Genomic DNA, 23,475 nt, shown 5'->3' with positions numbered 1-23,475 from the left:
ATCATTATCGTGACCAATTTTAACCTTGGGCCGCATTGACGACTCAGGGCATACGGGTTCATCTTGCGCCTTGGGAATCCGCCAGATCACAATTGCTTATGCGGCGCTCTGGCGCAACCGGACGGCCGCTGAAGCGCGCATCCTTTGGGCAGGGCCAACGCCGCAACGGGGGTCGGCGCGTCAATGCATATCTATCTGCCGATCGCCGAGATGTCGGTAAACATCTTCCTCATCCTCGGGATGGGGGCGGGTGTCGGCATGCTGTCGGGGATCTTCGGGGTCGGCGGCGGTTTCCTGATGACCCCCTTGCTGATGTTTCTGGGCGTGCCCGCCCCGGTGGCCGTTGGAACCGGGGCCAATCAGATCATCGCGTCTTCGGTCTCCGGGGTGCTGGCCCACTGGCGTCGCGGCAATGTCGACATGGCGATGGGGCTGGTGCTGCTTCTGGGGGGATTCTTCGGGTCCACCCTCGGTGTCTTCATCTTCAAATGGCTGCAGTTCCAGGGACAGATCGATCTGGTCATCCGGCTGTCCTATGTCATCTTCCTGGGCATCATCGGCGGGCTGATGATGGTCGAAAGCGTCCGGTCCTTCGTCCGGACCTGGCGGCCGAGCGGCGCCTCGCGGCGCAAACTGCACCAGCATAACTGGATGCACGGCCTGCCGCTGAAGATGCGCTTTCGCAAGTCGAAGCTCTATATCAGTGTCCTGATGCCAATCTCCATCGGCTTCTTCGTCGGCATCCTGACCGCCATTCTGGGCGTGGGGGGCGGGTTCGTCATGGTTCCGGCCATGATCTACCTACTGGGCATGCCAACCAATGTCGTTGTCGGCACCTCGCTGTTCCAGATCATCTTCGTCAGCGCCAATGCCACCCTGTTCCAGGCGACCCTGAACCAGACCGTGGATGTCATCCTGGCCCTGCTGCTGCTGCTGGGCGGTGTCGTCGGGGCGCAGTTCGGCACGAAACTGGGCGCCAAATTGCGCGGCGAGCAGGTCCGCATACTGCTGGCCGTGCTGGTACTGGCAGTGTGTTTCAAGATCGTGTTCGACCTCGTGGTCCCACCGGACGACGTCTATTCGATCTACCCGCTCGACACGTCGGGGGGGCTCGAATGATGCATCGGTGCAAGACATCGCTGATCGCCGCCATCGGCCTTCTTGTCGGCCTGACGGCTTCCGGTCCGGTCCGCGCTTCCGAACCGCTGGTCGCCGATGTCGACAACCATCTGGTCGCCGTGACGGCCGGATTCACCGGCACCGAACTGCTGGTCTTCGGGTCTGTCCAGGGTGCCGGGGAAGTCGTGATCGTCGTGCACGGCCCCAAGCAGGAGGTCGCCGTCCGGCGCAAGGACCGCGTGGCGGGGATCTGGATCAATCAGGAATCCATCGGATTCGAGGGCGTTCCCGCCTTCTACCATGTCGCCACCACTGCGTCGGGGCCGATCGATCTTCCCGGTAGCGCACTGCGGCGGCACCAGATCGGCGTCGACAATCTGCGCTTCCGCACTGCCGAGGCAGAGGACGGGCCCGGCTCCGTCCTCTTCGCCCAGGCCTTGATACGCAACAAGATCAATGTCGGTCATTACAGCGCCCGGTTCGGCCGGGTCGAACGCCGGGGCGGCCGGCTGTTCCGGTCGGCGATCCTGATCCCGGCCAATGTCCCGGTCGGCACCTACACGATCGAGACCCTGCTGGTGCAGAACGGTCAGGTCGTCGGTGCGCAGACGACGCCCCTTTTCGTCAACAAGGAAGGGTTCGGCGCCCAGGTTTTCCGCATGGCGCATCTACACGCGCTGCTTTACGGAATTGCCGCAATTCTGATAGCGGCCTTGGCCGGATTTGTGGCGAACTGGGTCTTCAGAAAACTATAGAAGTGTTGAGGTAACGTTCAGTATGGCAGGACCCTTTACCACCGTGCGGGAGCAGGTCGAGACGACACCGAAGTCGATCGACCGGACCGAATACACCACCTGCTATATGTGCGCCTGCCGATGCGGCATCCGGGTTCACTTCAAGAACGATGAGCTGCGCTATATCGATGGCAATCCCGACCACCCCGTGAACAAGGGCGTCCTTTGCGGCAAAGGGTCGGCCGGGATCATGAACGTCAAGTCCCCGGCGCGCCTCAGGAAGCCGCTGAAGAGGGTCGGACCGCGCGGATCGGGCGAGTTCGAGGAGATCGAATGGGACGAGGCGCTGGCCCTGGCCGAGCAGTGGCTGGGCGCTGTGCGCAAATCCGACCCGCGCCGCCTCGCCTTCTTCACCGGGCGGGATCAAAGCCAGTCCCTGACCGGCTGGTGGGCCGGCCGCTTCGGGACGCCAAACTTCGCGGCCCATGGCGGCTTCTGCTCTGTCAACATGGCGGCGGCGGGCCTCTATTCCATCGGCAGTTCCTTCTGGGAATTCGGCGAGCCGGATTGGGAGCGCACGAAATATTTCATGCTGTTCGGCGTTGCCGAGGACCATGACAGCAACCCGATCAAGATGGGCATAGGCCACCTGAAAAGCCGGGAGGCCGCGAAGTTCGTCTCCGTCAATCCGGTCAAGACCGGCTATTCCGCCGTCGCGGACGAATGGATCGGCATCCGCCCGGGAACGGACGGCCTGTTCGCCGGCGCCCTGATCCACGAGTTGCTGAAGGCGGAGAAGGTCGACTGGGATTACCTGGCGCGCTACACCAACGCGCCCTGGCTGGTGATCCAGGCCCCGGGGCATCCCGATGACGGTCTGTTCGCCCGTGACCGCGACGGCAACCCCCTGCTGCTGGACGGCAAGCAGAAGAAGATCGTCAGTGCCCTGGAACCGGACTCCAGCCCCGTCGTGATCGGATCGGTCGAAATCGACGGCCAGCGCACCGTGCCCGCCTTCCACCTGCTGGCGGACCGGTTCCTGGATGATGCCTATGCCCCGGACACCGTGGCGGAGACCTGCGGCGTGCCGCCCGACACGATTCGACGCATCGCGGCCGAACTTGCCCATGCCGCTTTCGAACAGACGATCGAACTGGATGTCGAATGGACCGACTGGGCCGGGCGCAAGCAGGACAAGGTGATCGGCCGACCGGTGTCGATGCACGCCATGCGCGGCATCTCTGCCCATTCGAACGGGTTCCATACCTGCCGCATCATCCATGTGCTGCAGATGATTCTCGGTTCCATCGACGTGCCGGGCGGCTTCCGGTCGAAACCGCCCTTCCCGCGTCCGGTACCGCCGGGGCCGAAACCGGCCGGGCACAATGTCCGACCGGAAAAGCCGCTGGAAGGCATGCCGTTGGGCTTCCCGACCGGACCGGAGGACCTGCTGATCGAGCCGGACGGCACGCCCAAGCGCATCGACAAGGCCTATAGCTGGGAACATCCGCTGGCCGCGCATGGTCTGATGCAGATGGTGATCCACAACGCCTGGAAGGGCGATCCCTATCCGATCGACGTCCTGTTCCTCTACATGGCCAATATGGGCTGGAACAGTTCGATGAACGTGCCGGGGGTGCTGCATTATCTGACCGACACGAATGAGGATGGCAGCTACAAGATCCCGAAGATCATCTATTCGGACGCTTTCTACTCCGAAACCGTGCCCTACGCCGACCTGGTCCTGCCGGACACGACCTATCTGGAGCGCTGGGACTGCATTTCCCTGCTGGACCGGCCGATCTGCAGTGCCGAAGGGCCGGCGGACGCGATCCGGCACCCGGTACTGGAACCCGACCGCGACGTCCGCCCCTTTCAGGAAGTGCTGATCGATCTCGGCGCGCGGTTGGGCCTGCCGGGTTTTGTGACGGAGGACGGTTCCCCCGCCTATCCCGGCGGCTATCCCGATTACATCGTCAACCACGAGCGGGCGCCCGGCATCGGCCCACTGGCCGGGTGGCGCGGCGAATTGGGTGTCGACCAGGGGCGCGGCGGCCCGAATCCGGACCAGTTGTCCCGCTATGTGGAAAATGGCGGCTTCTGGGAGATGCCCTTCACTGAGGCCCAATCCTGGCTGAAGCACGCCAACCGCGACTATCTGACCCTGGCGCACCGAATGGGGTGGATCCCCGCGCCCGACCGGATCGTCATGCAGATCTATTCCGAGCCGGTGCAGCGGTTCCGTCTGGCCGCCCAGGGATACGGCCCCGCCCTGCCGCCTGAGGAACACCGGGATCGGGTTGAGCGGTATTTCGACCCCATCCCCTTCTGGTATCCGCCATTCGAGGGGGAAAGTTCAGGCGACGACTACCCCTTGCACGCCCTGACCCAGCGCCCGATGCACATGTATCACAGCTGGGGCTCCCAGAATGCGTGGTTGCGCCAGATCACCAACCAGAACCGGTTGTTCGTTCACCCGGATGCAGCGGCGGATATCGACGCAGCGGATCAGGACTGGGTCTGGGTCGTCAGCCCCTTCGGTCGCGTGAAAACCCAGATCAAGACCATGCATGGTGTCGAGGCCGGCACAGTCTGGACCTGGAACGCCATCGGCAAGCGGCGCGGCGCCTGGGGTCTGAAGGATGGCGCCCCGGAGACCGAGAAGGGGTTCCTGCTGAACCATGTCATAACCGAACTGCTGCCGCCCCGCGACGGCGGGTTCCGCTATGCCAATGCCGACCCGGTGACCGGTCAGGCCGCCTGGTATGACCTGAAGGTCCGACTGGAGAAATGCACACCCGCGGAAGCAGGCGCGACGGAGCCGATGTTCGAGAGGTTCGAGCGCCCTGACCTTGCCGATCCGGCTACGGATGCCGACGGCCTTCTGCGCTATGGCGCTACCCAGCGCGCGGAGGCTTCCGGCCAAGCGGACGCGGCACCGAAGGATTGGGTCGGCAACCGTGAGGCCCATGCCCATCGCGGCAGCGGCGTCCGGCCCGGCCATGGCAACCGCGTTTCGAAGGAGGGCGATGCATGACCAGCCTACCCTCGAAGACCGAAAGGAAGCTCGGCCTCGTCATCGATCTGGACATCTGTGTCGGCTGTCATGCCTGTGCGGTGAACTGCAAGGAATGGAATACCGGCGGGCATTCCGCGCCGCTGACCGATTCCGACCCCTATGGTGCCGACCCGTCCGGCGTCTGGTTCAACCGCATTCATACATTCGAGGTGGTGTCCGATGACGGCGACAGCCGGACCGTCCACTTCCCGAAATCCTGCCTGCATTGCGAGGACGCGCCCTGTGTCACCGTCTGTCCGACCGGCGCGTCCTACAAACGCGAGGAGGACGGCATCGTCCTGGTCAATGGCGACACCTGCATCGGCTGTAAGCTGTGCAGCTGGGCCTGCCCTTACGGGGCGCGGGAATATGACGAAGACGCCGGTGTGATGAAGAAATGCACCCTATGTGTGGACCGCATCTACAACGAGACCCTGCCGGAAGACATGCGGGGCCCGGCCTGCGTCTCGACCTGTCCTGCGGGCGCGCGATCCTTCGGCGATCTGGGCGACCCGGACAGCGATGTTTCCCGGCTGTCGGCCGACCGGGGCGGTTATGCCCTGATGCCGGAACAGGGCGCCAAGCCGGTGAACCGCTACCTCCCGCCGCGTCCGCGCAAGACCGTCGCGGAAGAAGCGATGGGCGGTGCCGGTCTGACACCGGTCGCCGACGACAAGGCGGGGCTGATGGCCCGCTGGCTCGATAAAATTCTGTCCATGTGAGGCGCGATGCATCCCGCCAAATCCGTCATCTTCTTCACCACAGCCTCGGGCGCCGGTTACGGCCTGTTCGCGCTGTTCGTTCTACTCGATCTCGCGGGCCATGTGCCGCCGGGCACCGCGGTGACCTGGTCCGCCTGCGGCCTGTCCTTTGCCCTGATCATCGCCGGGCTGCTGTCCTCCACATTTCATCTGGGCCATCCCGAGCGCGCCTGGCGGGCGCTGAGCCAGTGGCGCTCCTCCTGGCTCAGCCGGGAAGGCGTGATGGCGATCGTCACCTTCGGTCCGATGGGGGCCTATGCCCTGGGACGGCTGGCCTTTCCCGACCTAGCGGCGCCATGGCAACCGGCCCTGGGTGGGGTTGCCGTCGCCTGCGCTGTCCTGACTGTCTATTGCACGGCCATGATCTATGGATCGTTGAAGACGATTCCGGCCTGGTCCGACCCGGTCACGCCGCTGGGATACATTGCCATGGCAGCTGCCAGCGGCGCGGTTCTGCTGAATGCCATCGCCTTCCTGATGGGGTTCATCTCGCCGGAAATCGTCAATGTGACCGCCGTTCTGCTGGTGCTCGCGATGGCGGTGAAGATGATCTATTGGCGCCGCATCCGGGCCGCCGCGCCGCGATCCACGGCCGAAAGCGCAACCGGTCTGGGCGGGATGGGGAAGGTCCATCTGTTCGAGGCCCCGCATGACGGCGACAATTACCTGATGACCGAAATGGGGTTCCGCATCGCGCGGAAGCATGCCTTTCGGTTGCGCCGGATCGCGCTGATGTGGGGATTTCTGTTCCCGCTGCTGGCGGTGACGGCGACAGGCTTCGCCACCGGCATGATGGCCAACCTGCTGATCGCAATTTCGGTCGTGACCGGGGCTGTCGGTCTGCTGGCCGAACGCTACCTGTTCTTCGCCGAGGCGAAGCATACGGTCATGCTGTATTACGGCGACCGGTCGGTTTAGCGGTCCATTGCCAGTTTGGCGCCGAACAGGACGAAGCACGCGCCGGCAACCCGGGTGATCCAGAGGTGAAGGCGCCTGTAGGCAGCGGCGATCCGGGCCTGTCCCATTGCCAGCGCTGCGGCGGCATACCAGCTCCCAGCGATCAGGACGACGGCGCAAACCAAGCCGGCATCGAACCAGAGAGGCGCGTCCGGCGGCACCGCGACCGCGAACAGCGATGCAAAGAAGGCAGCCGCCTTCGGGTTGGCCAGGTCAGTCAGCAGTCCGTGGCGGAAGGCACCCCAAAGGCTGCGCATGGCGATGACCGGTTCGCCTTCATCATTCCGTGTCCGGGTCATCATCATCCGTATACCGACATAGATCAGATACAGCGCCCCGGCGATCTTAACGGCCAGATAAAGCCCGCCGAAGGTCTGGAACAGAAGCCCCAGCCCGGCCAGGCTGCCCATCGCCCAGATCGCGGTGCCGACGGCGATGCCCAGCGCCACCATGACGCCGTGGCGCGGGGTGCTTTCGGCCGCCGTATGAACCGTCGCCACGAAATTGGGACCGGGCGTCATCACCGTGACGGCCCAGATCCCTGTGACGGTCAGGGCACTGGCGAATAACGGGGCGAGATCTGTCATCGGGGTCTCCTACAGGATCAGTACGGCGCGGAAATCGTTGACATTGGTCAGTGTCGGACCCGGCGCGATACTGTCGCCGAGCGCCTGAAAAAAGCCATGGGCATCGTTCCGCTCCAGCGCCGCGCGGGGCATGATCCCCTGTGCGACAGCACGCTGCAGCGTGTCGGGCCCGATCTGCGCACCGGCCAGCTCCGCCGCACCGTCTACCCCATCGGTATCGCAGGCAAGACCGTAGATGCCTTCCGCGCCGTCCAGCGCAATGGCCAGCGCCAGGGTGAATTCCGCATTCGGGCCGCCAGTACCGTCGCCCTTGATGGTCACCGTCGTCTCCCCGCCCGACAACAGGACGACGGGCGGCCTGGCGGGCAGTCCATGCTGGCGGACGGAACGCGCGATGCCCGCCAGGACCGTCGCAACCTCCCGGCTTTCCCCTTCCAGCGCATCCCCCAGAATCAGCGGTGTCACGCCGGCCTTGCGGGCGACCTCCGCCGCGGCTTCCAGCGATGCCAGCGGGCGGGCCGCCATGACGACCCGGGCCTTCTCGAAGGCCGGCGCACCCGGTTTCGGCGTCTCGGCCGCCGGATCGGCCAACCTGTCCCGGACGGCCTGCGGCAGATCGATCCCGCGCCGGTCGAGGATTTCCAGCGCGTCGGCCAGGCTGGTTCCGTCCGGCACGGTCGGCCCGGATGCGATGACGGCCGGATCGTCGCCGGGCACATCGGAAATCAGGATCGTGTGGACACGGGCCGGGTAGGCGGCTTCCGCCAGCCGTCCGCCCTTGATCGCGGACAGGTGCTTGCGCACACAATTCATCTCGCCGATCGTCGCCCCGGAGCGCAGCAGCGCCTTGTTCACGGCCTGCTTGTCGGCCAGGCTCAAGCCCTCACCCGGCAGGCTGAGCAGCGCCGAGCCGCCACCCGATATGGCGCAGATCATCAGATCTTCCTCGCCCAGGCCCTCGGCAATTTCCAGAATGCGGCGCGCCGCCGCTTCGCCGGCCTCGTCCGGCACGGGATGGGCCGCCTCGACGATCTCCACCCGCTCACAGGGCACGGCATGTCCGTATCGGGTGACCACCAGCCCCTCAAGGTCGTGCGGCCAGGCTTTCTCGATCGCCTGCGCCATCAGGGCTGAGGCCTTGCCGGCGCCGATCAGCACGGTTCGGCGGCCAGGTTTTTCCGGCAGGCAGGGCGGCACGCATTGTAACGGATCGGCTGCAGCCAGCGCCGCGTCGAAGAGGGAACGAAGGAAGGCGGACGGATCGGATATCTGTGTCATGCCTGCCGATGTATCCCGGCAACGCGCGAAAGTCGATCCAATCGCCGCCCCCGTTTGTCGATTTCGGGCCGCTTGCCGCCTGCCCCGGCACCTGACAGCATGCTGCCATGCAAGACTTCATCAGCCTGTCCGGCGCCGTCCGGTCCGCCCTGCACGGCGGCGCCCCCGTCGTGGCGCTGGAATCCACCGTGATCGCGCATGGCCTGCCTTACCCCGACAATCTGGAGGCGGCGGCGGCAATGGAAGCCGCAGTCCTGCAAGCCGGCGCGGTACCGGCGACCATTGCGGTCCTGGACGGCCGTATTCGCGTCGGGCTGTCCGAAGAAGACCGTGCCAGACTGGCCGACCCGGACGCCGTGGTCGCCAAGTTGAGCCGCCGTGATCTGGCCGCCTGCCTGACGCTGAACGGCACGGGCGCGACGACGGTTTCCGCCACGATGATCTGCGCCAATGTCGCCGGAATCCGTGTCTTCGCAACCGGCGGGATCGGCGGTGTCCATCGTGGGGCGGAGCACAGCATGGACATCTCCGCGGACCTGCTGGAACTGGCGCGCACGCCGGTGCTGACCGTGTCGTCCGGCGCAAAGAGCATCCTGGACCTGCCGCGCACGATGGAGGTGCTGGAAACCCAGGGCGTTCCGGTCCTGGGGTATCGAACCGATCGGCTACCCGCTTTTCACTGCCGTGACAGCGGCCTTCCCGTCGACGCCGCGCTGGCGGGCGCGAATGCCGCTGCCCGGGTCGCGAAGGCTCATTGGGCGCTGGGACTGGGCGGATTGCTGGTCTGCAATCCGGTACCCGAAGACGCGGCCATCCCGTCGGACGAGGTTGCGACATGGGTCGACGCCGCGCTGGCGGCTGCGGAAAGGGAAGGCATTGCAGGGAAAGAGGTTACGCCCTATCTGCTGCGGCATATCGCAAACGCTTCCGGCGGGCGCAGTCTCGCCGCGAACAAAGCCCTGCTGATCGATAATGCCCGGGTCGGCGGCGAAATTGCCGTCGCCCTGGCGGAAGGAGCAAGATGACAGACGACGGAAATGATGTCTTCACCCTTCACCCGCAGCTGGCCGCCGATTGCGAAACAGTCGGTGACACGCCGCTGTGCCGGGTGCTGCTGTCGAAGGATTCCCGGTTTCCCTGGGTCATACTGGTCCCACGCCACGCGGACCTGACAGAATGGCACGACCTGGACGCGACGGACCGCGTCGTCCTGAGTGACGAGATCGCGCATCTGTCCCGACGCATGAAAGAGGAATTCGGCGCGGACAAGACGAATGTCGCGGCCCTGGGCAACATGGTGCCGCAGTTGCACGTCCACATCGTCATGCGCTATCGCGACGACCCGGCATGGCCCGGACCGATCTGGGGTGTGGGCGATCCGGTTCCGTATACGGAAGACAGGCTGACGGACACGGTGAAGCGGATACGCGCCTGCCTGCCCTGACCGAAGTCAGGCGCCGCCACACGCATCCCATCCCCGCAACCGCTGTCCTGCCGCCCGCACCGGTGCCAGCCGGTTCGTGCCCCCAGGTCGGTGTATCAGGTCAGTGCCGTTCTTCCTCCATCGTGAACTCGCCGGTCCGAATGCGGTAGGGCAGGGTCTCGATGATGTCCGCGACATCATCTTCGCCATGGTCCTCCACAAGGTCCGTCAGTGCCAGGTACAGACAGACCTCGGACAGAAGTTCGCTCGGCAAGCCCTGGGCGCAGGCTTCATCCCACGCATCCAGGAACAAGGTCATCACCTTGCGCTTCTGCTCTTCGGCAAAGTTCACACGGGGGGTCCCGGTGGTTTCTAGATCACAAATCATGGTTCCTCCACCCGGGCAGGTTCGCCAGAAGACCCGGGCTGTGAAATGGAGGTACAGCGATTCGGATCGGCTTGTCATCAACTCGATTTTCATTTGTTGAATAGGCTCTTAAGCGCCCTTCCTAAACTCTCGCAAGAACTTCGTTTCACAGCCGAAACAACGTCCGGACCCATGTCCGGTCTCGCCGGATCCGGTGGCGGCGCTATACTCTGACGCGCCATGAACGACCTTCCCGCAACCTTGCCCCCCCGCTTCACCGACTGGTTCGCCGGTCGCGGCTGGGCCCCCCATCCGCACCAGATCGAGATGCTGGCGGCGGACCGTCGCGGTGCGCATGCCCTGCTGATCGCCCCGACCGGCGGCGGCAAGACGCTGGCGGGCTTTCTACCCTCCCTGATCGACCTGGCGGAACGTCCGACCGACGGCATCCACACGATCTACATTTCGCCGTTGAAGGCTCTGGCGGTGGACATTCAGCGCAACCTGACCGTCCCGGTCGAGGAGATGGGACTGGACATCCGCATCGAGACCCGTACCGGCGACACGCCCGCCAATCGGCGTAAGCGCCAGCGCGAAACCCCGCCGCAGATTCTGCTGACGACACCGGAATCTCTGGCCCTTCTGATTGCATCGCCGGACAGTTTCGACTTCTTCGCCTCCCTGAAGCGCATTGTCGTCGACGAGACCCACGCGCTGGTCGGCACGAAGCGCGGTGATCACCTGGCCCTGTGCCTGGCGCGCCTTTCGACCATCGCACCGGACGTGAAGCGGGTCGGCCTTTCGGCGACGGTTGCCTGGCCGGAGGCCCTTCGCGCCTATATCGCCCCGAACGCCGACCCCGACAGCGTGCCGGTGATAAAGGGCGGTGGCGCAAAGCGAGCCGATATCCGCATCCTGGACACGAAGGAACGCCTGCCCTGGTCCGGTCATTACGGCCTGCACGCCGTCCCGGAGATCTACGAAGAGATCAGGAAGACCGGCACTGCGATCGTCTTCGTGAATACACGGGCCCAGGCGGAACTGCTGTTCCAGGCATTGTGGCACGCCAATGAGGATGCGCTTCCCATCGCCCTGCATCACGGGTCGCTGGCCAGGGAACAGCGGCGCAAGGTCGAGGCGGCGATGGCGGCCGGAAGCCTGCGCGCCGTGGTCGCGACCTCGTCTCTGGATCTGGGCATCGACTGGGCGGCGGTCGATCTGGTGGTCCAGGTCGGCCCGCCCAAGGGCGTATCACGTCTGATTCAGCGCATCGGTCGCGCCGGACACCGGCTGGACGTGCCCAGCCGTGCGCTTCTGGTGCCCTGCAACCGGTTCGAAGTGCTGGAATGCCGCTGTGCCATCGACGGGGTGGATCAGGGCACGCTGGACGGCGATCCGCCGCGCGACGGCGGGCTGGATGTCCTGGCCCAGCATATCATGTCCCTGGCCTGTGCCGCGCCGCTGCATCCGGACGAAACCTATGCGGAGGTCATCCGTGCGGAACCCTATCGCAACCTGGACCGCGACACGTTCGACGACGTGCTGCGTTTCGTGGAGGATGGCGGTTATGCGCTGCAGAGTTACGACCGCTGGAAGAAGCTGTTCCATACGGCAGCCGGCACTTATGAAGTCGCCAATCCCAAGCTGGCCCATCGGCACAGGATGAATATCGGCACCATTGTCGAGGCGGTGACCCTCAAGGTTCGCATGCGCGGCGGCGGCGGAACGCTGGGCGAGATCGAGGAATATTTCGTCACCATGATGGAGCCCGGAGATACATTCGTCTTTGCCGGGAGGCTGCTGCGCTACGAGGGGATCAAGCAGACCGCCGTCGAGGTCACGCCGGCACGCGGCGGCGACCCGAAAGTGCCATCCTATATGGGCGGGCGCATGCCGTTCACGACGCATCTGTCGGAGCGGGTGCGCGAAGCCCTGTCCGATCCGAAATCGTGGCAGGGCCTTCCGGATCAGGTGCAGGAATGGCTGCGCCTGCAGCAATGGCGCTCGGTGCTGCCGGGCCCGGACGGCCTGTTGGTCGAAACCTTCCCGCGCGGAGGAAAGGAATATCTGGTCGCCTACAGCTTTGCCGGTCGGAACGCCCACCAGACCCTGGGAATGCTACTGACCCGGCGGATGGAGCGCATGGGTCTGGCGCCACTGGGATTCGTCGCCAGCGATTATGTCATCGCCGTCTGGAGCCTGCATCCGGCAAAGGACATGGAGACCCTGTTCGACGAGGACATGCTGGGCGACGATTTGGAAGCGTGGATGGAGGAAAGTTCCCTGATGCGCCGGACCTTCCGCAATGTCGCCGTGATCGCCGGATTGATCGAGCGCCGTCAGCCGGGCCAGGAGAAGACCGGCCGCCAGGTAACCTTCAACTCCGATCTGATCTATGACGTGCTGCGGCGTCACGAGCCGAACCATGTCCTGCTACGTGCGACCCGCGCCGATGCGCGCACCGGCATGATCGATGTCGAGCGACTGGCCGAGTTTCTGCGCCGCGCGAAACAGGGTATCCGCCATCGCCGGCTTGATCGGGTATCGCCCCTGGCCGTGCCGATCCTGCTGGAAGTCGGGAAAGAGGCGGTCTACGGCGACGCAGAGGATCAGTTGTTCGACGAACTGGCCCAGGACCTGATCGACGAGGCAATGCACATGGACCCTCAGGGCGGACTTCCGCTATAACGGGCCATGTCCGTGGAAAGCCCGATTCTCCTGAATGGTGCGCGTCTGCATGCCCGGTCCGACGGTGCCCTGTACTGGCCGGATCGCGACACGCTGATCGTTGCCGACCTTCACCTTGAAAAGGGCTCCGCCTATGCATCGGTCACCGGCCAGATGCTGCCGCCCTATGACAGCCGTGCCACCCTGACGGCGTTGCGCGAAGCCATCGCAGCGGCAAGGCCGCGCCGGGTCATCTGCCTTGGTGACAGCTTTCACGACAGCGACGCGGCGCGGCGACTGACCGCGCAGGATCGCAATTGCCTTTCCGATCTGACCCAATCCACGGAATGGATCTGGATTGCGGGCAATCACGACCCCGCCCCGCCCGCGGAATTGGGCGGCACCGTCCAGGAAGAACTGGTCGACGGGCCACTGGTGTTTCGGCACGAAGCAGTACCGCAGGCCGGCGCCGGGGAGGTTTCCGGCCACTTTCACCCCAAGGCGTCGATTGAGACCCGCGCCAGACGCCTGTCCGCGCGGTGTTTCGTCGAGGATGCCCGGCGCCTGATCCTGCCGTCGTTCGGCGCCTATACCGGGGGTCTGTCCGTCTGGAATCCGGCCATAGCCGATCTCTTTCCAAAGGGATTTTGTGTCCACCTTACCATGCGGCGCGGTGTCCTTCGGGTCCCACGATCCCGTCTGCGAAAGGTTGCCTGAACGGAAACGGGCCGAAATCTCTCGATTCCGGCCCGCTCCTGCCATCGGTAGATGTGGGGGGGAGGGGTCTACCGTAGACGACCGGTCGAACCGGTTCGTACACTCGATACGCCGCCCGATCTGAGCCGGATCACCGAAATGATCAAAAAAATTGCCGGTGGCGTCGTAATCCAAAATGCGGCGCCCGCGCGTACCGATTAGTGTGATGAAAAAATCTCGCCGACACATCGTTCGGTAAGCCCGTTTGGAAAGTGTATATGACCGGCCCAAGCCTCGTATGGTTTCGCAAGGACCTGCGCCTCTCTGACAACCCTGCTCTTCAGGCCGCCATTGCGCGCGGTGGACCCGTGGTCTGCGTGTTCATTCGCGATGAGGCGACAAGCGGTGCCCTTCCGGTCGGCGGGGCCGCCGCCTGGTGGCTTCACCACAGTCTTGCAGCACTGGCGGACGACATCGCTGCGCGTGGCGGAACGTTCATCCTGAAATCGGGCGAGCCCCCCACGATCATTCCCGACCTTTGCAGGGAATTCGACATCGAAGCCGTTTTCTGGAACCGATGCTACGAGCCCGAAGCGGTCGCCCGCGACATGAACCTGAAAACCGATCTGAAGGATCGCGGATTCTACGTCGAAAGCTTCAACGGCTCGCTGCTGCGCGAACCGTTGGAGGTCAAGACCAAGGCTGGCGGAGCCTATGGCGTCTTCACGCCTTTCTGGAAGGCCCTTTGCGCCATGGGCGACCCGCCCAGGCCGGTCGCGGCGCCGGACGTTCTACCAGGCCTGCCCACAGACAGGTCCGGGGACGACCTGGAAGACTGGTCGCTGCTGCCGACCAAGCCGGATTGGTCCGGCGGCCTTCAGGAAAGCTGGTCGCCGGGTGAGTCCGGGGCACGCGCGCGGCTGTCGGATTTTCTGGAATCCTCTGTCGCCCGATATGGCGACAGGCGGAACCGTCCCGACCTGGACGGCACGTCACGCCTCAGCCCGCATCTGGCCTTCGGTGAACTCAGCCCCCGGGAAATCTGGCACATTGCCCGCGACGCGGCCCACCGCGAGGGCGGCCAGGCCGAGTCCGGAATCTGGTCTTTCCTGCGTGAAATCGGCTGGCGGGACTTCAACCACAACCTGCTGTTCCACAATCCGGAAATGCCGGTGCGGAACTACAATGAAAAATTCGACGCCTTTCCCTGGCTGGACAATGAGGACGCGCTGAAACGCTGGCAGAAAGGCCGGACCGGCTATCCGATGGTCGACGCCGGCATGCGGGAGCTCTGGCATACCGGTTTCATACACAATCGTGTGCGGATGGTCGCGGCGTCCTTCCTGGTGAAGCACCTCTTGATCGATTGGCGGCACGGCGAGGCATGGTTCCGCGACACGCTGGTGGATGCGGACCTGGCCAACAATGTTGCGAACTGGCAATGGGTCGCGGGCTGCGGCGCCGACGCCGCCCCCTATTTCCGAATCTTCAACCCGATCGGACAGGGCGAAAAGTTCGACCCCGACGGGACCTATATCCGGCGCTGGATCCCGGAGATCGCTGCGCTGCCGGACAAATACCTGAATGAGCCCTGGACCGCGCCCGACAGCGTTCTGGACGAGGCCGGCATCGATCTGGGCCGGACCTATCCAAAGCCGATTGTCGAACACAAGCGTGCGCGGGAGAGGGCGTTGAGTGCATATGATGAAATCAAGGGGGCGGCCTGAAACATGAAAATCGCGGTAATCGGCAGTGGCGTTGCGGGCCTTGGATCGGCCTGGCTCCTGAACCGGCAGCATGACGTTACGGTTTATGAGCGCAACGGCTATGCCGGCGGACATTCCAACACCGTGGACGCCCCGACGCAGGACGGCGGGTCGATACCGGTCGACACCGGCTTCATCGTCTACAATGAACGAACCTACCCGAATCTCATCGGCCTGCTGGACACGCTGGGCGTCGAGCGTATCAAGACCGACATGTCCTTTGCGGTATCCGCGGATCAGGGTCGCCTGGAGTATGGCGGCAGCGATCTGCGTAGCCTGTTCGCGCAGAAGCGGAACATCGTCTCCCCCCGGTTCCTGCGCATGGTCCGGGACATCCTGCGCTTCTACAAGGCAGCACCCGATCTGCTGGCCGACGAAGGATGTGCCGCCCTGACGCTGGACGATCTGCTGAAACGCGACGGCTATTCCCAAAGCTTCATCGACGACCACCTTCTGCCGATGGCGGCCGCCATCTGGTCCTGTCCGGTCAGCACGATGGGCGCCTTCCCCGCCGCCAGTTTCATCCGCTTCTTCGACAATCACGGGCTGCTTCAGGTCAACGACCGGCCGCAATGGTGGACCGTCAGGAACGGCAGTCGAAGCTATGTTTCCCGACTGCGCGCCGACCTGCGGCGGGACATCTGCACCGGTTGCGGAGTCCGCGCCGTGCGACGCGGTCCGAACGGCGTGACCGTGCATCTTCAGGATGGGTCTCAGGCAGTCTATGACCGCGTCGTCTTCGCCTGTCACGGGGACGAGGCAGCCGCCCTGCTGGAGGGACAATCGGCACAGGAACAGTCGATCCTGTCCAGTTTCGGCTACCAGCGGAACCGTGCCGTCCTGCATAGCGATCCCGGCCAGATGCCGCTGCGCCGCAGGGTCTGGTCCAGCTGGAACTATCTGACGGAACGCGGCGGTGCACAGGACGAGAGCCGCGTTTCCGTCACCTACTGGATGAACAATCTGCAGTCCCTCGACCCGGCGCGTCCGCTTTTCGTGACCCTGAACCCCATTCAGGAGGTCCGGGCGGACCACATCGTGAGGGAGTTCGACTACGACCACCCGGTCTTCGATCACGGCGCCATGGCCGCCCAAACCCGCCTGCCCGACATCCAGGGTAGCGGCGGCGTGTGGTACTGCGGCAGCTATTGCGGTTACGGGTTCCACGAAGACGGTTTGGGATCCGCAGTGGCCGTCGCCCGCGCCTTGGGCGTCGATGCTCCCTGGGGTCATCATCCGGTCCATGCGATGCGCGCGGTCTCGCGCAGCGCCGATCCGCTGGGCGGAACGGCAGTTCGAGACATCATTGAGGCCGCAGCATGACCGCCATTCCGGACGCGACCCTCTATTTCGGCAAGGTGATGCACAAGCGCCTGAAGCCGGTCACGCACGAACTGACCTATTCGGTCTTTTCGGTGCTGGTCGACCCGGACCGATTGCCGGACATGGGCCGCGACCTTTCGCTCTTCGGTCACAATCGCTGGGCGCCGGTCAGCATTCACGACCGCGACTACGGTCATCGCGACGGATCGACGATTCGGTCCTGGGTCGAAGCCTCGTTATCGGCTCAAGGCATCGACCTGCAGGGCGGTCCGCTTCGACTGCTTACATTCCCGCGCCTCTGGGGCTATGCGTTCAATCCGCTGTCGCTGCATTTCTGTTATGATCGGGACGAGGTCCTGCGCGCAATCCTGTACGAGGTATCGAACACTTTCGGCGAATCCCACGGCTACCTGATCCCCGTCGACGGGCCGGGATCGGATGTCGTGCATCAGGAAACCCGCAAGGTGTTTCACGTCTCCCCCTTTATCGGGATGGATTGCCGGTATCGTTTCGCCGTGCGTCCGCCGGACGGGAAGCTGGCCGTGCAGATCCGCCAGTCCGATGCATCCGACTCGCCACTTCTGGTCGCCCGGCATACCGGCCGCGGCCGCGCCATGACAGACGGCGCCATTGCCACCGCTATCGCACGTCATCCGTTGATGACGGCAAAGGTCTTTGCCGGAATTCATTGGGAGGCCCTGCGGCTCTGGCTGAAGGGTGCGCGTTTCCATTCCAAACCGCCCCGTCCCGCGCAACATGTCACGCGATGACAGGTCCCCGAGTCAATTGACAGCGAAACATCCTGGTGATCCCATGACGCATATCGACCGCAGCACGGCCTTTACGGATATGGAAACCGATAATGGCTCCGGCCGGCTTTCCCTGGCCAGCAGACTGACCTTCGCGATTGCCGAGCGCATTCGCTTCGGAACGTTCGAAATCACGGTGCCCGAAGGCGTCACGCGCCGGTTCGGCGGTCAGGCGCCGGGCCCGGTCGGCCGTCTCTTCATCCGCAACAACCGGTTCATCCGACGCATGATACTGGGCGGCAATGTCGGTCTGGGTGAGAGCTATATGGACGGGGATTGGGACAGTCCCAATCTGGCGGATTTCCTGACCGTCGGCGCCATGAATTACGAGGCACTGGACGACACGTTGAACGGCAGTGCGATTTATCGGGCGTTCAACCGGCTGGTCCACAACCGCTTCAACGGCAATTCCCGGGAAGGCAGCCGCCGCAATATTGCGCATCACTACGATCTCGGGAACGATTTCTACGAGCGCTGGCTCGATCCCAGCATGACATACTCTTCGGCCCAGTATGCCGACCGCGCACCGGACCTCAGCAGCGCCCAGGCACTCAAATACGATCTGCTGGCGGATCGTCTGGATCTGGGACCGGAAGCGCGGATTCTCGAAATCGGATGCGGCTGGGGCGGATTCGCGGAGCGAGTCGCCAAGGAGCGCGGGGCGCATGTCACCGGCATCACGATTTCGCGCGAACAACACGATTACGCGAAGGCCCGGATGCAGCGGGAGGGGTTGAACGAGAAGGTCGATATCCGCCTGATCGACTACCGGGATCTGGAAGGCAAGTTCGACGGCATCGCTTCCATCGAGATGTTCGAGGCGGTTGGAGAGAAGTACTGGCCGGTCTTTTTCGACACGTTGCGCGAACGGCTGGTCGATGGTGGACGGGCGGCCCTGCAGATCATCTCGATCGGCGAGAAGCATTTCGACAATTACCGGCGCCGTCCCGACTTCATTCAGCGCTACATCTTCCCGGGCGGCATGCTGCCTTCCCCCACCGTGCTGCGGAAATGTGCGGAGCAATCCGGTCTGCGGCAGGTATCCAGCGAGGGCTTCGGGCTGTCCTATGCCCGAACGTTGGCGGAATGGAACATCCGCTTCCAGGACGCGTGGCAGGATATCCGCGAGCAGGGTTTCGACACCCGGTTCAAGCGCATGTGGGAGTACTATCTGGCCTATTGCGAGGCTGGATTCCGCGCCGACAATATCGATGTCAAACGCGTGACCCTGGCCCGCGCCTGACCGGGAGACCGCGCGATGTCGTCCGGAGAAGGCGGCCCGACAATCGGGCTTCGCACCCTCGTACTCTATGGTCTGCCGGGATTGCCGCTCGCGGCGGTCACGCTGCCGCTCTATATCCATATCCCCAATTTTTACGCCGTCGACCTTGGCCTCGGGCTGGGGCTGGTCGGGCTGGTCGTGCTGGCCATGCGGCTGTGGGATGTCGTCACGGATCCGCTGGTCGGCATCCTGTCCGACCGGATCGGCGGGCGCTACGGGCGCCGGCGCCTATGGGTCGCCATCGGGCTGCCTGTGGCGGTCATCGGCGGCTGGATGCTGTTCCGCCCCCCCTCGGATGCGGGTCTTCTCCATCTGCTGTTTGCCGGGATGGTTCTGCATCTGGGCTGGACGCTGGTCATGCTGCCCTATCAGGCCTGGGGCGCGGAGCTCACCGGCGACTATAATCAACGCAACCGCATCACCGCATGGCGGGAAGGCTTCGTCGTGATCGGCACGCTTGTGGCCGGCGGCCTTGTCGCCGCAGCCGGCTCTCCGGAAACCCGGGCCGAGGCTCTGGCGACGGTTGGACTTGTCCTGGCAATCGGGCTGCCGCTTGCGGTGGGACCCGCGCTCCTGCTACTCCCCGACCCCATCATCGTCCGATCCGGCGGCCCAACCGGACGGTCCGAATGGCGCGACGGTTTGCGTCGCATGGCCGGCAACAAACCGTTCATCCGGCTCCTGTTCGCCTGGATCCTGAACGGGATCGCCAATGGTCTGCCCGCGACACTGTTTCTTCTCTATGTGGGTGCGATTCTTGGCCAGCCGGAGCAATCCGGCCTCTTCCTTTCAACGTATTTCCTTGTAGCCATCGCGGGCCTGCCCCTCTGGCTGTGGCTGGCGGGAAAGATCGGCAAGCACCGAACCTGGTGTGTGGCCATGATCTGGGCCTGCGGCTGGTTCGCTCTGGCGCCCTTCCTGGGGCAGGGCGACTCGGTGGCCTACATGGCCTTGTGCATCGGCACCGGTCTGGCGTTGGGCGCCGACCTGGCCCTGCCGCCATCCATGCAGGCGGATGTCGTGGATGTCGACACGGCGCAGCAGGGCGGCCCGGCTCGGACCGGTGTGTACTTCGCCCTGTGGGGCATGGCCACGAAACTGGCCCTGGCGCTGGCCGTGGGAATTGCCTTTCCGCTGCTCGACGCGGCGGGGCTGGATACGGATGCGTCGGCAATTCCGGAAGGCGATGGGACCCTGGTCCTGGCGTTGCTCTACGGGGCGGTGCCGATTGCTTTCAAGCTGGCGGCGATCGCCCTGATGTGGCGGTTCCCGCTCAACGCCGAGACACAGGATGCCCTGCGCGTCCGCATTGAAGGGTCGGATGAATGAGAGCTGGAAAATCCACGGCAGCGATCCTGGCGTTGCTGACATTGATGGGATGTAGCGGGATGAAAATATCGGATTTCGAGAACCAAGAACCGAAATTTGAGCTGGAAACCTTCTTCGCGGGAACGACCGAGGCGTCGGGCATCTTCTACGACCGATTTGGGGATGTCCGCCGCCAGTTCATTGTCGATATCGAGGGTCGGGTCGACGGCGACCAGCTGACGCTCGTGGAAGATTTCACCTATGACGACGGCGAAACGGAACGCCGCATTTGGACCCTCACCCGCCTCGACGAGACACGGTACGAGGGCACTGCCGACGGCGTTGTCGGCAAGGCCCGAGGCCAGATCGCCGGAAACGCCTTCCATTGGGAGTACACGTTCGATCTGAAGATGAAGGACCGAACCCTGCGGGTGGTCTTCGATGACTGGATGTTCCTGCAGCCGAACGGTACGGTCATCAACCGCGCCACCATCTCCAAATGGGGGATCGAGCTGGGAACGGCCGTAATCTCTTTCAGCAAGACCGACGCGTTAAGCCAGGCCGGCGCGCCGCAAGTTGATCAGGCGTTGGTTACTCAGGCGGCGGAGTAGTGACCGCCAGGGCGGCGCGCATCCGGCGCACCGGCCAGCCCAGCACGGGCAGCCTGGCATAGAGCTGCGATGCGCTGTCCCAGTGGTCCAGATGGTGGCGCACCAACCTGTCGTCAGCGAAGAGAATTTCACTCATTCCCTGAAACTCCCACGCCTTGCCGTCCCGCCCCCTGGGCACAAACCGGAAGTGCCAGCGGATGTAGCCGGCGCGCTGCGAAGCGGCGACGTCCAGAATGTCGAAGCGCGCCTGCGTGCACCGTTCGGACATATCCACCAGTACCGCCCTCAGCCCTTCCCTGCCGGTCACATCACTGAACGGATCGGTGAAACGGATATCCGGCGCCGCCAGCGCGAGGAGCGGTTCGATGCCCTCCGGCATCGGGCTGGCAAATGCCTCGGCCCAGCGCCGGGTGCCGTCCAGCAGGAAGTTTTCCGTCATGTCAGTGGCCTGTCGCTTTCCGGATCAGTCGAAAATAGAGGCCGGCAGGCAGCAGCCGCAAGAGTTTGAGCTGCCATACGAAGCGACGCGGGAAGGCAATCTCGAACCGATCGCTCTTCAGGCCCTGGATGACCCGTTCGGCCGCGTCGTCAGGCTCCATCAGGTACGGCATCGGGAAATCGTTCTTGTCGGTCAACGGCGTGCGCACGAAACCGGGGCAGATGACCTGGACACGAACCCCGCGATGGCCGATCTCGGCCGCAAGGGATTCGGCCATCGCAATGACCCCCGCCTTGCTGGCGCAGTAGGCCGCAGCACGCGGCAGGCCGCGATAACCGGCAACGCTTGCCGTCAGGGCGAGGCGCCCGTGCCCACGGCCCAGAAACCGCTTCAGGACCGGTTCTATCCCGTTCGCCAAACCGGTGAGATTCAAATCGAAGACCCGGGCCGCAGCCGCGGAGTCGAACTCGTCCGCCGCCATCTCGGCATGGGTCCCCGCATTCAGGACGACCGTGTCCACCGGCCCCAGATCCTTCTCGATCCGGTCCAGCACGGAGGCATTCTCGTCACGATCCAGCACGTCCAGCGGATAGGCATGGATCGCGTCGTGTTCCGCCTCCAGTTCCGAAAGCTTGTCGCGAGACCGCGCGCTGATGGCCACGATCCAGCCCTCGCGCGCCGCGCGCCGGGCCACGGCCGCCCCGATCCCCATGCTCGCGCCGGTGATCCAGATGACACGTCTTTCGCTATCGCTCATTTCAGTTCCTTCAAGAATCGGGCTGCCGAGTCCGCGATGGCCGCGCGCTTGTCATCGGCCATACGGGACAGGGATTTGTACATCATTGCCATGCGCGGGTTGCCGGACAGGGTATCGGCGTGACGCTCCATGAAGTCCCAGTACAGGTAGTTGAAGGGACACGCGTCCTTTCCGGCAGGCTTCTTCGGGTCGAACCGGCATGCTGCGCAGTAGTCCGACATCCGGTCGATATATTTGCCGCTGGCGGCGTAGGGTTTCGACCCCATCTGCCCGCCATCCGCGAACAGGGCCATGCCATGGGTATTCGGCAGTTCCACCCATTCGTACGCATCGATATAGACGCATAGATACCATTCGCATACGGCCTTTGGCGTCAGCCCCGCCAGCAGCGCGAAGTTTCCGATCACCATAAGACGCTGTATGTGATGCGCGTATGCGTCACCCAGGGTCTGTCCGATGCACTGATGCAGGCAGTTCATCTCGGTTTCGGCGGTCCAGAAGAACTCCGGCAGCGGCCGCTTTGCATTGAGGAAGTTGCTCTCTGCATAATCCGGCATTTTCAGCCAGTAGAGACCCCGAACAAACTCCCGCCATCCCAGGATCTGGCGAATGAACCCTTCGACGGCATTCAACGGTGCTGCGCCGTCCTGCCATGCCTTCTCCGCCCGTCGGCACAGGTCCAGCGGATCCAGCAATCCGGCATTCAGATATTGCGACAGCAGGGAATGATACATCTGCGGCTCGCCGGTCAGCATGGCGTCCTGATAGTCGCCGAACAGGGCCAGCCGCTCCCGAATGAAGAAGTCGGCGCATCGCTCCGCATCCCCGGCGGACGTTCCGATCGTGAAGGGGTCCAGGGATCCATAGTGATCCGGGAAGCGGTCGCGGACCACGTCGATTACCGATTTCGTAATCTCGTCCGGCGCGATTTCAGGAACGGCCGGGGGTCGGAAAAGGCCGTCATCCGGCGGCTGACGGTTGTCCTTGTCGAAGTTCCACTGACCGCCTGCCGGCGATCCGTCATCCTGCATTAGAAGCCCGGTCCGCTTGCGCATTTCGCGATAGAAATACTCCATGCGAAGCTGCTTGCGTCCTTCGGCCCATTGCGCAAAGTCGCGGCGGCTGGCGATGAATCGCGTGTCCTCACGCGTTTCAAGCAATACCGGTCCAGACCAATCCGCGATCGCCTGCTGCAGGCGCCACTCCCCGCACTCGGTGGTAACCACGCGTTGAACGTCCAGGGCCGCGACGGCGCGCCTGAGCTCGCCTGGAATGCTGCCGCTGTTATCCGGGTCACCGAGCTGCACGTACCATACGCGAACACCGCGCTCGCGTAGCGTTTCGGCGAAATGACGCATTGCGGAGAACAGAAAGACGATCTTCTTGGGATGGTGCCGCACATAGGTCGCCTCTTCCGCTACCTCGGCCATCAGCACGACATCGTTTTCGACATCGATATCTTCCAGAGCCGACAGACCCGGCGACAGCTGATCGCCGAGAACCAGACGCAACGTCCCGCGCGCAGTCGACATG

At 64.0% G+C, this 23,475-nt stretch carries 21 protein-coding genes; 15 read left to right on the top strand and 6 right to left on the bottom strand.

The features are described 5' to 3' along the window. Positions 1–183: 183 nt before the first annotated feature. The 5 genes from R8L07_09760 to R8L07_09740 are packed head-to-tail and all read left to right on the top strand — an operon-like array spanning position 184 to position 6,590. A complete protein-coding gene (locus R8L07_09760; GenBank protein MDW3205821.1) occupies positions 184–1,119 on the top strand; it encodes a sulfite exporter TauE/SafE family protein in 936 nt (311 codons plus the stop codon). Next, on the top strand, positions 1,116–1,874 hold the full coding sequence (locus R8L07_09755) for a TIGR02186 family protein (protein ID MDW3205820.1): 759 nt from the start codon (positions 1,116–1,118) through the stop codon (positions 1,872–1,874). Before R8L07_09760 ends, R8L07_09755 begins: the two co-directional genes overlap by 4 nt. A gap of 22 nt (positions 1,875–1,896) precedes the next feature. Further along, on the top strand, positions 1,897–4,890 hold the full coding sequence (locus tag R8L07_09750) for a molybdopterin oxidoreductase family protein (GenBank protein MDW3205819.1): 2,994 nt from the start codon (positions 1,897–1,899) through the stop codon (positions 4,888–4,890). Continuing rightward, a complete protein-coding gene (locus tag R8L07_09745; protein ID MDW3205818.1) occupies positions 4,887–5,633 on the top strand; it encodes a 4Fe-4S dicluster domain-containing protein in 747 nt (248 codons plus the stop codon). The genes R8L07_09750 and R8L07_09745 overlap by 4 nt, the downstream gene beginning before the upstream one ends. Before the next feature lie 6 nt (positions 5,634–5,639). Then, positions 5,640–6,590 (top strand): DmsC/YnfH family molybdoenzyme membrane anchor subunit, encoded by a 951-nt coding sequence (locus R8L07_09740; protein ID MDW3205817.1) that lies wholly within the window; start codon positions 5,640–5,642, stop codon positions 6,588–6,590. On the opposite strand, the gene R8L07_09735 is transcribed toward R8L07_09740, so the two are convergent. Further along, on the bottom strand, positions 6,587–7,216 hold the full coding sequence (locus tag R8L07_09735) for a LysE family transporter (protein MDW3205816.1): 630 nt from the start codon (positions 7,214–7,216) through the stop codon (positions 6,587–6,589). The genes R8L07_09740 and R8L07_09735 overlap by 4 nt on opposite strands. 9 nt (positions 7,217–7,225) lie before the next feature. Beyond that, a complete protein-coding gene (locus R8L07_09730; protein MDW3205815.1) occupies positions 7,226–8,494 on the bottom strand; it encodes a glycerate kinase in 1,269 nt (422 codons plus the stop codon). A 107-nt stretch (positions 8,495–8,601) separates the two neighbouring features. On the opposite strand from R8L07_09730, the gene R8L07_09725 reads away from it, so the two are divergent. Together R8L07_09725 and R8L07_09720 are read left to right on the top strand one after the other, a co-directional pair. Next, positions 8,602–9,519 carry a pseudouridine-5'-phosphate glycosidase gene (locus R8L07_09725; GenBank protein ID MDW3205814.1) on the top strand — a complete coding sequence of 306 codons (918 nt, stop codon included), beginning with the start codon at positions 8,602–8,604 and terminating at the stop codon, positions 9,517–9,519. Continuing rightward, on the top strand, positions 9,516–9,938 hold the full coding sequence (locus R8L07_09720) for an HIT family protein (protein MDW3205813.1): 423 nt from the start codon (positions 9,516–9,518) through the stop codon (positions 9,936–9,938). The genes R8L07_09725 and R8L07_09720 overlap by 4 nt, the downstream gene beginning before the upstream one ends. 100 nt (positions 9,939–10,038) lie before the next feature. On the opposite strand, the gene R8L07_09715 is transcribed toward R8L07_09720, so the two are convergent. Continuing rightward, complete coding sequence (locus R8L07_09715) at positions 10,039–10,305, bottom strand: hypothetical protein (protein MDW3205812.1); 267 nt, start codon at positions 10,303–10,305, stop codon at positions 10,039–10,041. A 219-nt stretch (positions 10,306–10,524) separates the two neighbouring features. On the opposite strand from R8L07_09715, the gene R8L07_09710 reads away from it, so the two are divergent. The 8 genes from R8L07_09710 to R8L07_09675 all read left to right on the top strand — a co-directional run bounded on the left by R8L07_09710 (position 10,525) and on the right by R8L07_09675 (position 20,746). Further along, a complete protein-coding gene (locus R8L07_09710; GenBank protein ID MDW3205811.1) occupies positions 10,525–12,972 on the top strand; it encodes a ligase-associated DNA damage response DEXH box helicase in 2,448 nt (815 codons plus the stop codon). 6 nt (positions 12,973–12,978) lie between these two features. After that, positions 12,979–13,668 (top strand): ligase-associated DNA damage response endonuclease PdeM, encoded by a 690-nt coding sequence (gene pdeM, locus R8L07_09705; protein ID MDW3205810.1) that lies wholly within the window; start codon positions 12,979–12,981, stop codon positions 13,666–13,668. A gap of 257 nt (positions 13,669–13,925) precedes the next feature. Next, a complete protein-coding gene (locus R8L07_09700) occupies positions 13,926–15,374 on the top strand; it encodes a deoxyribodipyrimidine photo-lyase (GenBank protein ID MDW3205809.1) in 1,449 nt (482 codons plus the stop codon). Positions 15,375–15,377: 3 nt separating this feature from the next. Next, the gene (locus R8L07_09695; protein MDW3205808.1) at positions 15,378–16,736 is read left to right on the top strand and encodes an FAD-dependent oxidoreductase; all 1,359 of its coding nucleotides are present in this window, start codon (positions 15,378–15,380) and stop codon (positions 16,734–16,736) included. Next, positions 16,733–17,506 (top strand): DUF1365 domain-containing protein, encoded by a 774-nt coding sequence (locus tag R8L07_09690; protein ID MDW3205807.1) that lies wholly within the window; start codon positions 16,733–16,735, stop codon positions 17,504–17,506. The genes R8L07_09695 and R8L07_09690 overlap by 4 nt, the downstream gene beginning before the upstream one ends. A gap of 43 nt (positions 17,507–17,549) precedes the next feature. Next, positions 17,550–18,788 (top strand): cyclopropane-fatty-acyl-phospholipid synthase family protein, encoded by a 1,239-nt coding sequence (locus R8L07_09685; GenBank protein MDW3205806.1) that lies wholly within the window; start codon positions 17,550–17,552, stop codon positions 18,786–18,788. 15 nt (positions 18,789–18,803) lie between these two features. Next, complete coding sequence (locus R8L07_09680; GenBank protein ID MDW3205805.1) at positions 18,804–20,156, top strand: MFS transporter; 1,353 nt, start codon at positions 18,804–18,806, stop codon at positions 20,154–20,156. Continuing rightward, complete coding sequence (locus R8L07_09675; protein MDW3205804.1) at positions 20,153–20,746, top strand: DUF3833 domain-containing protein; 594 nt, start codon at positions 20,153–20,155, stop codon at positions 20,744–20,746. Before R8L07_09680 ends, R8L07_09675 begins: the two co-directional genes overlap by 4 nt. Here R8L07_09675 and R8L07_09670 read toward each other — a convergent pair. The 3 genes from R8L07_09670 to R8L07_09660 are packed head-to-tail and all read right to left on the bottom strand — an operon-like array spanning position 20,727 to position 23,474. Further along, on the bottom strand, positions 20,727–21,185 hold the full coding sequence (locus tag R8L07_09670; GenBank protein MDW3205803.1) for a nuclear transport factor 2 family protein: 459 nt from the start codon (positions 21,183–21,185) through the stop codon (positions 20,727–20,729). The genes R8L07_09675 and R8L07_09670 overlap by 20 nt on opposite strands. Position 21,186: 1 nt before the next feature. Further along, the gene (locus R8L07_09665; GenBank protein MDW3205802.1) at positions 21,187–21,942 is read right to left on the bottom strand and encodes an SDR family NAD(P)-dependent oxidoreductase; all 756 of its coding nucleotides are present in this window, start codon (positions 21,940–21,942) and stop codon (positions 21,187–21,189) included. Further along, entirely contained in the window at positions 21,939–23,474 is a 1,536-nt protein-coding gene (locus tag R8L07_09660) for a cryptochrome/photolyase family protein (protein MDW3205801.1), read from the bottom strand. The genes R8L07_09665 and R8L07_09660 overlap by 4 nt, the downstream gene beginning before the upstream one ends. Position 23,475: the final 1 nt, after the last annotated feature.

The sequence above is a fragment of the Alphaproteobacteria bacterium genome, assembly GCA_033344895.1.
Classification (GTDB): domain Bacteria; phylum Pseudomonadota; class Alphaproteobacteria; order UBA8366; family Aestuariispiraceae; genus Pacificispira.
The sequence above is the reverse complement of the archived record's forward strand: the minus strand, read 5'-3'. Positions and strand labels throughout refer to the sequence as shown.